A 13909-nucleotide genomic window follows, 5' to 3' on the forward strand; every position below is an offset into this window, starting at 1 on the left:
GCACCCACTACAGGCCCCGGCACTGATCTCCCAACCACACTGATCCCACACGATGCGGGGGTGGGGGAATGAAATGGTGCTCCTTAGAAAGGAGGTGATCCAGCCGCACCTTCCGGTACGGCTACCTTGTTACGACTTCGTCCCAATCGCCGATCCCACCTTCGACGGCTCCCTCCCACAAGGGGTTAGGCCACCGGCTTCGGGTGTTACCGACTTTCATGACGTGACGGGCGGTGTGTACAAGGCCCGGGAACGTATTCACCGCAGCGTTGCTGATCTGCGATTACTAGCGACTCCGACTTCACGGGGTCGAGTTGCAGACCCCGATCCGAACTGAGACCGGCTTTGAAAGGATTCGCTCCACCTCACGGCATCGCAGCCCTTTGTACCGGCCATTGTAGCATGTGTGAAGCCCTGGACATAAGGGGCATGATGACTTGACGTCATCCCCACCTTCCTCCGAGTTGACCCCGGCAGTCTCTCACGAGTCCCCACCATGACGTGCTGGCAACATGAGACAAGGGTTGCGCTCGTTGCGGGACTTAACCCAACATCTCACGACACGAGCTGACGACAGCCATGCACCACCTGCACACAGGCCACAAGGGAACCGACATCTCTGCCGGCGTCCTGTGCATGTCAAACCCAGGTAAGGTTCTTCGCGTTGCATCGAATTAATCCACATGCTCCGCCGCTTGTGCGGGCCCCCGTCAATTCCTTTGAGTTTTAGCCTTGCGGCCGTACTCCCCAGGCGGGGTACTTAATGCGTTAGCTACGGCACGGATCCCAAGGAAGGAAACCCACACCTAGTACCCACCGTTTACGGCGTGGACTACCAGGGTATCTAATCCTGTTCGCTCCCCACGCTTTCGCTCCTCAGCGTCAGTTACTGCCCAGAGACCCGCCTTCGCCACCGGTGTTCCTCCTGATATCTGCGCATTCCACCGCTACACCAGGAATTCCAGTCTCCCCTGCAGTACTCCAGTCTGCCCGTATCGCCCGCACGCCCACAGTTAAGCTGTGAGTTTTCACGAACAACGCGACAAACCACCTACGAGCTCTTTACGCCCAGTAATTCCGGACAACGCTCGCACCCTACGTATTACCGCGGCTGCTGGCACGTAGTTGGCCGGTGCTTCTTCTGTACCTACCGTCACTTGCGCTTCGTCGGTACTGAAAGAGGTTTACAACCCGAAGGCCGTCATCCCTCACGCGGCGTCGCTGCATCAGGCTTGCGCCCATTGTGCAATATTCCCCACTGCTGCCTCCCGTAGGAGTCTGGGCCGTATCTCAGTCCCAGTGTGGCCGGACACCCTCTCAGGCCGGCTACCCGTCGTCGCCTTGGTAGGCCATCACCCCACCAACAAGCTGATAGGCCGCGGGCCCATCCCACACCGCAAAAGCTTTCCCCCACCAGGCCATGCGACCAGCAGGGTGTATTCGGTATTAGACCCAGTTTCCCAGGCTTATCCCAAAGTGCAGGGCAGATCACCCACGTGTTACTCACCCGTTCGCCACTCGAGTACCCCCGAAAGGGCCTTTCCGTTCGACTTGCATGTGTTAAGCACGCCGCCAGCGTTCGTCCTGAGCCAGGATCAAACTCTCCAAACAAAAACAACCCAACNTACTCACCCGTTCGCCACTCGAGTACCCCCGAAAGGGCCTTTCCGTTCGACTTGCATGTGTTAAGCACGCCGCCAGCGTTCGTCCTGAGCCAGGATCAAACTCTCCAAACAAAAACAACCCAACCACAGTCAGGTGAATTCACAATCAGAGAAAATCTGACCAAGCAAGACACCAAAAACTGGCATCACAAAAAATCCACCCCTAAACGGGAAAAAAGGGCGGACAAAAACAACAAACAAAAACCACCAAACACACTATTGAGTTCTCAAACAACACACCCGGTTTTCAGGCAACCCTGCCACTGTACTCCACTGAGGCAGAGAGGTCAAACCCGGTCCGCCAATCCATTTGGACTGGGGCCCTTGGCTTCTGGGCTAAAGACTACGCCTCCGACGGCCCAGTCCCAAATGGGATCCGCCCGGTTTAGGCGATCCGCTCGATCTCGGCGCCGAGGCTCACCAAATTCTCCACAAACAGCGGGTAACCGCGGTCGATGTGGAAGACGTCGTGGACCTCTGTATCGCCGTCGGCGACCAGCCCGGCCAGGACCAATCCGGCGCCTGCCCGGATGTCCGACGACCACACCGGCGCGCTGGACAGCTGAGGGATCCCCCGCACCACCGCGTGGTGGCCGTCCGTGCGGGCGTCGGCACCCAGCCGGATCATCTCCTCGACGAAGCGGAACCGCGCCTCGAAGACGTTCTCGGTGATCATCGACGTGCCGTCGGCGATCGAGGCCAGGCCGATGGCCATCGGTTGCAGATCCGTCGGGAAGCCCGGGAACGGCAGCGTCGCGACGTTGACCGCCTTCGGCCGCTCGTACTGGACGACCCGGAAGCCGTTGTCGTGCTGCGTGACAGTCGCGCCGGCGTCATGGAGTTTGTGGAGCACCAACTGCAGGTGCTGAGGGTCGACGCCCGTTACCGAGATGTCGCCGCGGGTCATCGCCGCCGCAATACCCCACGTCGCGGCGACGATGCGGTCGCCGATCACCCGGTGCTCGGTCGGATGCAGCCGGTCGACGCCAGTGATCGTCATCGTCGGCGTCCCGGCCCCCGAGATCTGGGCCCCCATCTGGTTCAGCATCGTGCAGAGGTCGACGACGTCGGGTTCGCGCGCCGCATTGTGGATGGTCGTCACGCCCTCGGCGACGACGGCAGCCATCAGGATGTTCTCAGTGGCACCGACGGACGGGAACTCCAGCTGGATCTCGGCACCGCGCAGATGGTCCGCTTCGGCGACCACGCAGCCGTGTTCGATGTTGCACCGCGCGCCGAGCTGGCGCAGACCGGCCTGATGCATGTCGAGGGGACGGGACCCGATGGCGTCCCCACCCGGCAGCGCGACCTTGGCCCGCTTGCACCGACCGACCAGCGGCCCCAGGACACAGACCGACGCGCGGAACTGCCGGACCGCGGCAAAGTCGGCGTCGTATTTGGGTTCGTCGGGCGAGGTGATCCGGACGACGTCGCCGTCAAGTTCCACGGTCGCGCCCAGCCCCCGGAGGACCTCCGCCATCAGCGGCACGTCCAGAATGTCGGGGCAGTTGGTGATCGTGCTCGTGCCCTCAGCCAGCAGCGATGCCGCCATCAGCTTCAGGACACTGTTCTTGGCCCCCCCGACGGCAACTTCGCCCGATAACCGGTTTCCACCGGTTACCACGAATCGCTCGCTCACGCGGGTCAGTGTAAACAGCGCCGTCAGCCATGTCAGTTTCCTTGGCCACATCTCCGGTACCGTTTCACCATGGCTGTTCATCTGACCCGGATCTACACGCGTACGGGCGATGACGGAACCACCGGTCTGAGCGATTTCAGTAGGGTGTCGAAGAATGACGCGCGGCTGGCGGCGTACGCGGACTGTGACGAGACCAATGCGGCCATCGGCGTCGCGGTCGCCCTCGGCAACCCGCCTGAACAGATCCTCAAGGTGCTCAGGCAGATTCAGAATGACCTGTTCGACGCCGGTGCTGACCTGTCCACCCCGGTGGTCGAGGAGCCAGAGCACCCGCCGCTGCGCATCTCACAGAGCTACATTGACCGGCTCGAGTCCTGGTGCGACGAATTCAACGAGCCATTGCCGGCGCTGAATTCGTTTGTGTTGCCGGGCGGCTCGCCGCTGTCGGCACTGCTGCATGTGGCTCGCACGGTGGCCCGCCGAGCCGAACGGTCGGCGTGGGCGGCAGTCGAAATGCACGGAGAGTCGATCAGCGTGCTGCCGGCCAAGTATCTGAACCGACTGTCGGACCTGCTTTTCATTCTGTCCCGGGTGGCCAACCCGGACGGCGACGTGCTGTGGCAACCGGGCGGTTCCGCAACGGGTTAGGACGTACGCCGTCGCGCACGCGGAGACGGTCTCGACTCAACCCACGACAAGAAGGCTGTCAACGCCCCGCGGTCGAGTGCCACCTCGTAGCCCCTCCGGCGTTCGGGGCTGGTGTCCCGAAGCTCCAGGATGACGATTTCATCGGTCATGATGTCGAATTCGTCGCCGCGCGGCGCCCGTCGCGAAACGATCTCCAACCCCCGGCGGCTCAACGTGCGGTCTGGCCACCATCGAATGCTGGACAACCGGTAGAAGCCGGCTTCCCCACCGCGATACCGCATTACGCCGTGGCGCCACCCGTGCCCACCGACCGCGGGAACGTCGCGCAAGATCGCCGCGGTACCGCCGACCTGCCGAAGTTTCCACAGCCGGTAGCACATCATGACGACGACCACCAGCAACACACCAACGAGCGCGACCATGAGGAACATGGGCACGCTCATCGGCGGCCTAGTCGATCTGGCCTAGAGCGCGCAGACGCGCCCTGCCCCAAGCTGCGGTCCGCTCATCCTCGGACTCCGCGTCCTGCTTTGCGCTGTCGGCGTTGATCTCTGACTCGAACTCCGCGTTCTCAACCAGGATCCGCACCGTCTGTTCGGTGACCGAGAGAAACCCGCCGTCGACGGCGATCCGCAGATCGTCCTCGCCCTCGCGTTCGACGCGCACCATCGCATCGTCGACGAGCTGGGCCACCAGCGGGATGTGGTGCGGCAGGATGCCGATCTCACCGGCGGTGGTGCGGGTGAACACGAAAGTGGCGTCACCCGACCAGAGTTCGCGCTCGACGGCGACGATCTCGACCGTCATCTCGGCCATGAGCTAGCTGTCCTCGCTCTTGGAAGAGTCGTCCTTCTTGGCGGCCGTCGTCGGCGCACCGTCGCCGCCACTGCTCTTCTCCATCTTGGCGCCCAGGCTCTCGGCCTTCTTCGCCAGATCTTCGAGACCGCCGATGAGGAAGAACGCCTGCTCGGGCAGGTGGTCGAAATCGCCCTTGGTCAGCTTGTCGAATGCTTCGACGGTCTCCTTCAGCGGCACCGTCGAACCCGGCTGGCCGGTGAACTGCTCGGCCGCCATCATGTTCTGGCTCAGGAAGCGCTCGATACGACGCGCCCGGTTCACCAGCTGCTTGTCCTCTTCCGACAGTTCGTCGATACCGAGGATGGCAATGATGTCCTGAAGGTCCTTGTAGCGCTGCAGGATTCGGATGACTTCCTGCGCCACCCGGTAGTGCTCGTCACCCACGACCGCGGGGTCGAGGATCGTCGAGCTCGAGGCCAGCGGGTCCACCGCCGGGAAGATGCCCTTCGAGAACACCGCACGCGAAAGCTCGGTGGTGGCATCGAGGTGGGCGAACGTGGTCGCCGGGGCCGGGTCGGTGTAGTCGTCGGCGGGCACGTACACGGCCTGCATCGAGGTGATGGACCGGCCACGGGTCGAGGTGATGCGCTCCTGCAGCTCACCCATCTCGTCTGCCAGGGTCGGCTGGTAACCCACCGCCGACGGCATACGACCGAGCAGCGTCGACACCTCGGAACCGGCCTGGGTGAAGCGGAAGATGTTGTCAATGAACAGAAGCACGTCCTGGCCCTGCTCATCGCGGAAGTACTCCGCCATGGTCAGCGCAGAGAGAGCGACGCGCATACGGGTGCCCGGCGGCTCGTCCATCTGACCGAACACCAGGGCGGTGTCCTTGAGCACGTTGGCGTCCGCGAGCTCAACCCAGAGGTCGTTGCCCTCACGGGTGCGCTCACCCACACCGGCGAACACCGAGGTGCCACCGAAGTTGCGGGCGATGCGGTTGATCATCTCCTGGATGAGCACCGTCTTGCCCACGCCGGCGCCGCCGAACAGGGCGATCTTGCCGCCGCGCACGTAGGGGGTCAGCAGGTCGACGACTTTCAGGCCCGTCTCCAGCATCTCGGTGCGAGGCTCGAGGTCGGCGAAGGCCGGCGGCTTGCGGTGGATCGACCAGTGCTCGAAATCCTTGCCGTAGCCGGGATCGTCGAGGCAGTCACCGAGTGCGTTGAACACGTGACCCTTGACGCCGTCGCCGACCGGCACCGAGATGGAGCGACCGGTGTCGGTCACCTCGACGCCACGCACGAGGCCGTCGGTGGGCTGCATGGAGATGCAGCGGACGAGGTTGTCGCCGAGGTGCTGAGCGACCTCGAGGGTGAGCGTCTTCGCGAGGTCCGTGAAGCTGATCTCGGCGTGCAACGCGTTGAACAACTCGGGCACAGCGCCACGCGGGAACTCCACGTCGACGACCGGGCCGGTGATGCGGACGACGCGACCTGCGGTCTTTTCTGCGGTAGCAGTCATTTCTCTCTTCGCTTCCTACGGGGTCTACTTCGCGTCGGCCAGCGCGTTGGCGCCGCCGACGATCTCGCTGATTTCCTGGGTGATCTGCGCCTGGCGTTCGCGGTTGGCCGCGAGCGTGAGTGCCTTGATCAGATCGTCGGCGTTGTCGGTGGCCGACTTCATCGCACGACGCCGCGACGCCGATTCCGAAGCTGCAGCCTCCAACAGAGCGGCGTACACGCGGGTCGCCACGTAGCGCGGCAACAGGTTGTCGAACAACGTCTCGGGGTCGGGTTCGAACGAGAACAGCGTGTGCGGGCCGTCTTCGGGCGTTTCGTCTTCGATGTATTCGACGACCATCGGGGCGATGCGCCGTGCGACCGCCGTCTGAGACAGCATCGACCTGAACTCGGTGAAGACGATGTGCAGTTCGTCCACCCCGAGGATGCCGTCCTCGCCGGGATCGTCACCTTCGTCGTCGGCGCCGGACATGAACGCGGTGACCAAGGTGTCGGCGATCTCGCGGGCGTTTTCGTACGTCGGCCGCTCCGAGAAGCCGGTCCACGAGTCGGTGACGGTGCGTTGACGGAAGCTGAAGTAGCCCAACGCCTTCCGGCCGACGGTGTAGAGCACCGGATTCTTGCCTTCTTCGCGCAACAGCGAGAAGAGCTCCTCGGACTGGCGCAGCACGTTGGCGTTGTAGGCGCCGCACAGACCGCGGTCCGAGGACACCACAAGCACGCCTGCCCGCTTCGGGTTCTCCCGCGAAACCAGCAGCGGATGGTCCAGGGCGCTGGCGCTGGCGAGCTCGGTCAGCATGTTCGTGATCTCGGTCGAGTAGGGCCGAGCGGCCTCAACTCGGGCCTGCGCCTTGGCGATCCGCGACGTGGCGATCAGTTCCTGGGCCTTGGTGATCTTCTTGATCGACCCGGCGGAACGGATGCGCCCGCGTAGCTCGCGCAGTGTTGCAGCCATCTAGCTTCTCCAGACCCCTTCTCGGCCTTCGTCTCTACTTCTTGCCTGCCGGCTTGCGGACCTTGACGGTTTCCTTCTCCACGTCCTCTTCGTCCATCGCCTCGGCCTCGGGGTCGTTCACCACGACCGAGCTGCCGTCGCTGGCCGAGAAGCCCTTCTTGAACTCGTTGATGACGTCGGAGAGCTTCGCTTCCGCCTCTTCGGAGAGCTTCTTGGTCTCGCGGATCCCCTTGAGGATGTCGTCATGCGAGGCCTTGACGTGCTCGAGCAGCTCAGCCTCGAAACGCGCGACGTCCTCGACAGGAACAGAATCCAGGTGACCGCCGGTGCCCAGGAAGATCGCGACGACCTGGTCCTCGACCGGATAAGGCGTGTACTGCGGCTGCTTGAGCAGCTCGACCAGACGCGCACCGCGATCCAACTGCGCCTTGGAGGCCGCGTCGAGATCCGAGGCGAATGCCGCGAAGGCCTCGAGCTCGCGGTACTGCGAAAGCTCCAGACGCAGTGAACCGGCAACCTCTTTCATCGCCTTGATCTGCGCGGCGCCACCGACGCGGGACACCGACACGCCGACGTTGATGGCCGGTCGCACACCCTGGTTGAACAGGTCGGACTCCAGGAAGCACTGGCCGTCGGTGATCGAGATGACGTTCGTGGGGATGAACGCCGAGATGTCGTTGGCCTTGGTCTCGATGATCGGCAGGCCGGTCATCGAACCGCCGCCGAGCTCGTCGGACAGCTTCGCGCAGCGCTCGAGCAGCCGCGAGTGCAGATAGAACACGTCACCGGGGAACGCCTCGCGGCCCGGCGGACGACGCAGCAGCAGCGAGATCGCGCGGTAGGCGTCGGCCTGCTTGGAGAGGTCGTCGAAGACGATCAGCACGTGCTTGCCGTCGTACATCCAGTGCTGGCCGATGGCCGAACCGGTATAGGGCGCAAGCCATTTGAAGCCGGCAGCGTCGGAAGCGGGTGCCGCGACGATGGTGGTGTACTCCATTGCACCACCCTCTTCGAGGGCGCGCTTCACACTGGCGATCGTGGTGCCCTTCTGGCCGATCGCGACGTACACGCAGCGCACCTGCTGCGTGGGATCGCCGGTCTCCCAGGCCTCACGCTGGTTGAGGATGGTGTCAACACAGACGGCGGTCTTACCGGTCTTGCGGTCCCCGATGATCAGCTGGCGCTGGCCGCGGCCGATCGGCGTCATCGAGTCGATGGCCTTGATACCGGTCTGCAGCGGCTCGGACACGCCCTGGCGCTGAACCACCGACGGCGCCTGCAGTTCGAGTGCGCGACGGGTGTCGGACTCGATGTCGCCCTGACCATCGATCGGCTGGCCCAGCGGGTTGATCACGCGGCCGAGGAACGCATCACCGACCGGCACCGACAGCACCTGGCCGGTGCGCTTGACCTGCTGGCCCTCTTCGATCTTCTCGAACTCGCCCAGGATCACGGCGCCGACGCTGTGCTCGTCGAGGTTCAGCGCCACACCGAGCACGCCGCCTTCGAACTCGAGCAGCTCCTGGGTCATGACCGAGGGCAGGCCCTCGACGTGGGCGATGCCGTCACCGGCATCGACGACGGTGCCGATCTCTTCCCGCTCGGTCTCGGCGGAAAACGAGGATACGTAATCCTCGATGGCACGTTCGATGTCAGCAGCGGAGATGGTCAACTCTGCCATGGTTTTTCGTCTTCCTACCTTGCGTTAACGGGTGGTCTTGGGGTTGTACTTCGGTCTTCGGTTGTCGCTTCCTCGCGCAAGCGCTCGTCAGTCCGGCAGCTGACTCTGGGCCGCCGCGAGCCGCGAGGCGATCGATCCGTCGATCACCTCGTCGCCGACGGTGACGGAGAGGCCCCCGAGCAGTTCGGGGTCAACGTAGAGCTGTACCGCGACAGGGTGCCCGTAAATCCGGGTGAGCACTTCGGTCAGCCGGGTGCGCTGCGCGTCGGACAGATCTGCCGCGGCGGTGACGTGGGCGACGATCTCGCCACGGCGTGCCACGGCCAGTTCGGCCAGATCCAGGACGGCCTCGTCGGCACGCTCGCCGCGCAGCAGGCGCACCGTCTGGGCGAGCAGCGCCTTCGCTGTCGGGTTGACGCCTTCGTCTCCGAGCACCTTGTTCAGCAAGGCGACTCGGCCCTCTACGGGTGCGGTGTAGTCGCTCAGCAGCGTCGACAGCCGGGGCTCCGCATCGAGGACGCGGCCGAACCGGAACAGCTGGTCCTCCACCTCGTCCACTTCGTCGTTGAGCTCGGCGAGCTTGAGGAGCGCCAGCCGTGCGATGTGTTCGATACCTCCGAGCAGGTCAGCGTCGGCCGACCAGCGCTGCGAAACCGCTGTCCGCAGAAGCTCGAGAGTGTGGCTATCCAGCTTGTCCGAGAGCAGCCGATCAACGAGAGCGATCTTGGCCTGCGGGTTATCGCTGGGCTCGGCCAGATGGCGCGCCAGGTTCGGCTCGTTCACAAGGAGCGTGACCACGGAGGCCAGTTCGTCGGCCAAGGTCGTCAGACCGGATTCGCGTAGCCGACCCGCGACGGAGTCGAACTCCTCCGACAACGTCGCCATCGCCTGCCTGCTGGCGGCACGCAGCCGCGCCGACGCCCCGGTCTCGATCACCGCGGTCGAGGACGACATGCTGTCGAGCTCATCGAGGAAGCGGTCCACCGTTGCGGCCTGAGCGGCGGGATCGGCGACGTGCTGGCGCACGAGTTCAGCGGCTTTCTGTACCGATCCCTCACCGAGGCCGGTACGGAGCTGCCGGATGACCTGCTGACGAAGCAACTGGACCTGTTGTGCGCCTTGGGCTTTGATCCGTTCGGCGTCGAGACCCGCCTGCTCCTGCAGCTGCGCGGCGATGCGCTCGGAATCCTGCCGTGCCTCTTCGGTCACCCTGGCCGATTCGGCTTTGGCGTCCTCGACCGCCCTGGCGTGCATCGCGTCGGCGTCTTCGAGCCTCTTCGCCGCCTCAGCGCTCTCGGCGAGAGCGGCGCGAATCGCGTCCTGCTGCTTGCGCATCATGTCGCGCACCAGCGGAACGACCCACTTCATGAGGATGAAGACGATGACCGCGAAGCCGATCAGCTGGCCGATGAAAGTCGACATCTATTGCTTCCCACCTGGTTTCACGTCGACGCCGATGATCTTGCTCGCCAGCGTGGCGGCCAGGCCGTCGACCGACGAATACAGCTCTGTCTGAGTTGCCGCACCCTGCTCGGACAGTCGCTGTTCCGCTTCATGCAGGGTCTCGGCGACCTCACTACTGGCCGCTGCGCGCTTCTCGTCGATGACTTGCCGGCCTGCCGTTCGAGCCTCGTCGCGGATGGCCGACGCTTCGCTACGCGCGCCGGCCATCTTCGCTTCGTAGTCGGCCTGAGCGGCCGCGAGTTGCTCAGCCGACTTGCGGTTGTCGGCCGCCGTCTTCGCCAGCATGGCTTCCCGTGCGGCGAGTACCTGGCCGACCGGAGGCACGACCCATTTCCAGATCACCGCGAGAGTGATCAGGAAGATGAGCAGCACTGCGAAGAAGGTGCCGTTGGGGACCAGAAAGTTGCTCTGTCCCCCACCTTCCTCAGCAGCGAGGATCGTCGTGGTCAGTTCGGTCATGAGTGACGAATGACTACTTCTGGATCAAGCCGGGCGTGGCGAAGACGAACAGCGCCATGAAGGCCAGGTTGATGAAGTACGCCGCCTCAACCAGACCGACGGTGATGAAGAACGGGGTGAACAGACGGCCCTGAGCCTCGGGCTGACGGGCGATACCCGCGATCAGCGCGTTACCCGCGATGCCGTCGCCGATACCTGCGCCGATGGCGCCGCCACCCATGATGATTCCACCGCCGATGAGTGCGCCGGCCGTGATGATGGCGTTCGGGTCGAGTTCCATTTCCTTTATCCTCCTTGATAACTGACGGCCGGGCCGCCAGAGTCCGTGCTCGTTGGTGCTACAAGTTTCAGTTGTTCTCGGGTTGAGCTATCAGTGATCGTCGTGCTCGAGCTCCATCGACTGGCTGAAGTACAGGATCGTCAGCAGCGAGAAGATGAACGCCTGGATGAGGCCGACGAAGAGGTCGAACGTCTTCCAGATGGCGTTGGGCGCCCACTGGATGTACCAGGGGAACATCGCGATCAGCGCCACCAGGATGCCGCCCGCGAAGATGTTGCCGAAAAGTCGGAGTGCCAACGAGATCGGCTTGGCCAGTTCCTCGACGATGTTGATCGGCGCCAGAATCGCGACATGGCCCTTCAGCAGCTTCACGGGGTGACCGATGATGCCGCGCCGCCAGAACCCTGCCGCGTGATAACAGACGAATACGAACAGCGCGAGCGCGAGTACGAAGTTGATATCGGACGCCGGCGGCTTGTACAGCTCGGCCGCGGCGCCGTCGGCTCCGCCGTATTGCAGCGGCAGCACCGCCAGCCAGTTGGAGATCAGGATGAAGACGAAGATCGCGATGGCCAGGGGCAGCACGAACGGGGCGACCTTCATGCCGATGGCGCTCTCGATCTGATTGCGCATCTGGATGGTCAGCGCTTCCCAGAACAGCTGCACCCCGCCGGGGACGCCGGTCGACGTGACCTTGGCCCGCAGCACGAACGCGAGGGCGATGACGATCAGCGCGGTGATGCCGGTGGCCATGATGGTGTCGCCGTTGAACGTCATGCCGAACAACTCGAACACCATCGTGTGATGGCCGACGTGGATGGTGGCGCCGCCTTCTTCCTCAGCAGCGAGAACGATCTCCGACGTCCCTGTCGTAGCCCAGTTCATGAAAGCCTGCTCAACCCTTCGAATCCGTGTCCACGTAATCCAGACCGCCGGTTCGGATCTTCTTCAGCACCGGAAGGCTGGTGCTCATCACCAGCAGCGCCTGGAACACCGCGAGCCCGAACAACACTCCCAGTCCGCCGTTGTCCCTGAAGAAGAACGCGATCGCCAGCGCGACGACGGAGATCACCAGCAACCGGCTGGCGGAGTTCAGCGCCATCTTCTTTTTCAGCGGGTGCTCTTCGGCGGTGATCGCCTCGACGGCACGCTTGACCAGGATGGCGTTGACCAGGCCGAGCCCCAGTCCGACTCCGAAGAAAACGCCGAAGAGGGGGTGGCCGGTGAACCATGAGGCGCCGACCGCGACCGCGGTGAGCGCAATGCAGACAATGAGCAAACGCAACGGCCGGAAGGCTACGGACGGAAACACCAACGGCGCGTCATGCGCTGGCGTCGTCACTGCTTCACCTCGATCCCGCGGTCAGAGGAAGTTTCCCGAATGATCCCAATGTTCCTGTGAGTGGCGCCACGAGCGTATCGGAGGGCATCAAGCTCACTGGAATCACCCTGGGGTCGCTCCCTATGTCGGTCGTTTTTCCGTGCCAAACGGTGGTTAGCCGATGGCCCGGAGGCCGGCAACCCGCGAGGTTTTTTCGGGTTCTAGCTGAACCCTAACACATGGTGAGAGCCATAAAACACGTCTACTACTTTTTGTCGTACATTTCGTCCAGTTGGCCGTTCCGACGACGCAGCAGAGGGACGAGAGTGACCACGATGGCGACCAGAATCGCGGCCAGCATGACGGCACCGGAGTAGCGGGGATCGAAGAAGATCGTGCTCGCCGCGCCCAGCGCGACGATGCCCACCCACAGGTAGATCACCAACACGACCCGTCGGTGCGAGTGGCCGATCTGCAGCAGCCGGTGGTGGAGGTGCATCTTGTCGGGACTGAACGGGCTGCGACCCGCACGCGTCCGCCGCACGATCGCCAACAACATGTCCAGCGCGGGCACGAACAACACGGCGATGACCAACAGGAACGGCGACAACAACGCGAACACGTCCCGGGCGCCGTATGCGGTCTGCGATATCGGGCCCGCCGCGGTCGTCGAGGCGGCGGCGAGCATCAACCCGATCAGCATCGAGCCGGAGTCGCCCATGAAGATCTTCGCGGGATGGAAGTTGTGCGGCAGGAAGCCCAGGCACGCGCCTGCGAGCACCACCGAGATGACGGCGGGCGGGTAGAACAGGACATCGCCGCCGTGATCGCGCAGCAGTCCGATCGAGAAGATGCAGATCGCCGACGCCGTAATGAGACCGAGCCCGGCAGCGAGACCGTCGAGGCCGTCGACGAAGTTCATCGCGTTCACGATCGCGACGGTCAGCGCCAGCGTCAGCAGGATCGACGACACCTGGTCCAGCACGATGGTGCCGACGCCCGGGATGTACAGCACGCTCCAGGCGACGCCCATCGTGACGAGCACGCTGGCGGCGGTGATCTGGCCGGCGAATTTCGTCAGCGCATCCAGACCCCACCTGTCGTCGATCAGACCGATCGCCATGATGAGGCCGCCCGCCACGACCACCGCGGGCATGCCTGACGAATACACGAACCCCCGCGTCAGCGCCGGAAGTTGCGATGCGAGCAGAACCGCGGCCACCACGCCGATGTACATGGCCAGCCCGCCCATCCGCGGCGTCGGCTGCAGATGGACGTCGCGTTCGCGGGGGTAGGCGACGGCGCCAAGCCGGCGGGCCAGTACGCGCACCCATCCGGTGGCGAAGTACGTGATGATGGCCGCGGTCAGGCCGACGAGTGCGAGCTCGCGTAGCGGCACACCGGCGCCGCGATCGTTGAGCGCCAGCAGGGTGTCTGCCGCGTAGCCCACCGATGAACCGTACGTCACGTCGCCCAG

General features: G+C 64.0%; 13 protein-coding genes and 1 rRNA gene. 1 reads left to right on the forward strand and 13 read right to left on the reverse strand.

The features are described from left to right. Window positions 1-87 precede the first annotated feature (87 nt). Window positions 88-1611, reverse strand: a 16S ribosomal RNA gene (locus H7J93_RS17055). A 438-nt stretch (window positions 1612-2049) separates the two neighbouring features. Then, window positions 2050-3303, reverse strand: coding sequence for a UDP-N-acetylglucosamine 1-carboxyvinyltransferase (gene murA, locus H7J93_RS17060; RefSeq protein WP_267307491.1), 1254 nt, complete (start codon window positions 3301-3303; stop codon window positions 2050-2052). A 69-nt stretch (window positions 3304-3372) separates the two neighbouring features. On the opposite strand from murA, the gene H7J93_RS17065 reads away from it, so the two are divergent. Beyond that, window positions 3373-3951, forward strand: a complete 579-nt coding sequence (locus tag H7J93_RS17065; protein ID WP_267307492.1) for a cob(I)yrinic acid a,c-diamide adenosyltransferase — start codon at window positions 3373-3375, stop codon at window positions 3949-3951. Here H7J93_RS17065 and H7J93_RS17070 read toward each other — a convergent pair. The 11 genes from H7J93_RS17070 to H7J93_RS17120 all read right to left on the reverse strand — a co-directional run bounded on the left by H7J93_RS17070 (window position 3948) and on the right by H7J93_RS17120 (window position 13909). Further along, window positions 3948-4394, reverse strand: coding sequence for a DUF2550 domain-containing protein (locus H7J93_RS17070; protein ID WP_267307493.1), 447 nt, complete (start codon window positions 4392-4394; stop codon window positions 3948-3950). The genes H7J93_RS17065 and H7J93_RS17070 overlap by 4 nt on opposite strands. Window positions 4395-4401: 7 nt before the next feature. Further along, window positions 4402-4767, reverse strand: a complete 366-nt coding sequence (locus H7J93_RS17075; protein WP_267307494.1) for a F0F1 ATP synthase subunit epsilon — start codon at window positions 4765-4767, stop codon at window positions 4402-4404. Between the two features lie 3 nt (window positions 4768-4770). Then, window positions 4771-6273 (reverse strand): F0F1 ATP synthase subunit beta, encoded by a 1503-nt coding sequence (atpD, locus tag H7J93_RS17080; RefSeq protein ID WP_267307495.1) that lies wholly within the window; start codon window positions 6271-6273, stop codon window positions 4771-4773. Between the two features lie 24 nt (window positions 6274-6297). Further along, window positions 6298-7227 carry a F0F1 ATP synthase subunit gamma gene (locus H7J93_RS17085; protein WP_267307496.1) on the reverse strand — a complete coding sequence of 310 codons (930 nt, stop codon included), beginning with the start codon at window positions 7225-7227 and terminating at the stop codon, window positions 6298-6300. A gap of 34 nt (window positions 7228-7261) precedes the next feature. Beyond that, window positions 7262-8908: a F0F1 ATP synthase subunit alpha gene (gene atpA / locus H7J93_RS17090; RefSeq protein ID WP_267307497.1), complete on the reverse strand. Its 1647-nt coding sequence runs from the start codon at window positions 8906-8908 to the stop codon at window positions 7262-7264. A gap of 87 nt (window positions 8909-8995) precedes the next feature. Continuing rightward, window positions 8996-10330: a F0F1 ATP synthase subunit B/delta gene (locus tag H7J93_RS17095; RefSeq protein ID WP_267307498.1), complete on the reverse strand. Its 1335-nt coding sequence runs from the start codon at window positions 10328-10330 to the stop codon at window positions 8996-8998. After that, a complete protein-coding gene (locus H7J93_RS17100; RefSeq protein ID WP_267307499.1) occupies window positions 10331-10831 on the reverse strand; it encodes a F0F1 ATP synthase subunit B in 501 nt (166 codons plus the stop codon). Between the two features lie 13 nt (window positions 10832-10844). Beyond that, the gene (locus H7J93_RS17105; RefSeq protein ID WP_083157155.1) at window positions 10845-11111 is read right to left on the reverse strand and encodes a F0F1 ATP synthase subunit C; all 267 of its coding nucleotides are present in this window, start codon (window positions 11109-11111) and stop codon (window positions 10845-10847) included. 90 nt (window positions 11112-11201) lie between these two features. Further along, the gene (gene atpB, locus H7J93_RS17110) at window positions 11202-11996 is read right to left on the reverse strand and encodes a F0F1 ATP synthase subunit A (protein ID WP_372507914.1); all 795 of its coding nucleotides are present in this window, start codon (window positions 11994-11996) and stop codon (window positions 11202-11204) included. A 10-nt stretch (window positions 11997-12006) separates the two neighbouring features. Continuing rightward, a complete protein-coding gene (locus tag H7J93_RS17115) occupies window positions 12007-12453 on the reverse strand; it encodes an ATP synthase subunit I (RefSeq protein ID WP_267307500.1) in 447 nt (148 codons plus the stop codon). Window positions 12454-12697: 244 nt separating this feature from the next. Next, on the reverse strand, window positions 12698-13909 hold the full coding sequence (locus tag H7J93_RS17120; protein WP_267307830.1) for a glycosyltransferase family 4 protein: 1212 nt from the start codon (window positions 13907-13909) through the stop codon (window positions 12698-12700).

It is taken from the genome of Mycobacterium barrassiae, assembly GCF_025822765.1.
GTDB classification, from domain to species: domain Bacteria; phylum Actinomycetota; class Actinomycetes; order Mycobacteriales; family Mycobacteriaceae; genus Mycobacterium; species Mycobacterium barrassiae.

What these genes read in the sequence shown, in the direction of transcription:
- H7J93_RS17065 (WP_267307492.1), top strand. Translation starts at nt 3,373, where the DNA reads ATGGCTGTTCATCTGACCCGGATCTACACGCGTACGGGCGATGACGGA.
- H7J93_RS17070 (WP_267307493.1), bottom strand. Translation starts at nt 4,394, where the DNA reads ATGAGCGTGCCCATGTTCCTCATGGTCGCGCTCGTTGGTGTGTTGCTG.
- H7J93_RS17075 (WP_267307494.1), bottom strand. Translation starts at nt 4,767, where the DNA reads ATGGCCGAGATGACGGTCGAGATCGTCGCCGTCGAGCGCGAACTCTGG.
- atpD (WP_267307495.1), bottom strand. Translation starts at nt 6,273, where the DNA reads ATGACTGCTACCGCAGAAAAGACCGCAGGTCGCGTCGTCCGCATCACC.
- H7J93_RS17085 (WP_267307496.1), bottom strand. Translation starts at nt 7,227, where the DNA reads ATGGCTGCAACACTGCGCGAGCTACGCGGGCGCATCCGTTCCGCCGGG.
- atpA (WP_267307497.1), bottom strand. Translation starts at nt 8,908, where the DNA reads ATGGCAGAGTTGACCATCTCCGCTGCTGACATCGAACGTGCCATCGAG.
- H7J93_RS17095 (WP_267307498.1), bottom strand. Translation starts at nt 10,330, where the DNA reads ATGTCGACTTTCATCGGCCAGCTGATCGGCTTCGCGGTCATCGTCTTC.
- H7J93_RS17100 (WP_267307499.1), bottom strand. Translation starts at nt 10,831, where the DNA reads ATGACCGAACTGACCACGACGATCCTCGCTGCTGAGGAAGGTGGGGGA.
- H7J93_RS17105 (WP_083157155.1), bottom strand. Translation starts at nt 11,111, where the DNA reads ATGGAACTCGACCCGAACGCCATCATCACGGCCGGCGCACTCATCGGC.
- atpB (WP_372507914.1), bottom strand. Translation starts at nt 11,996, where the DNA reads ATGAACTGGGCTACGACAGGGACGTCGGAGATCGTTCTCGCTGCTGAG.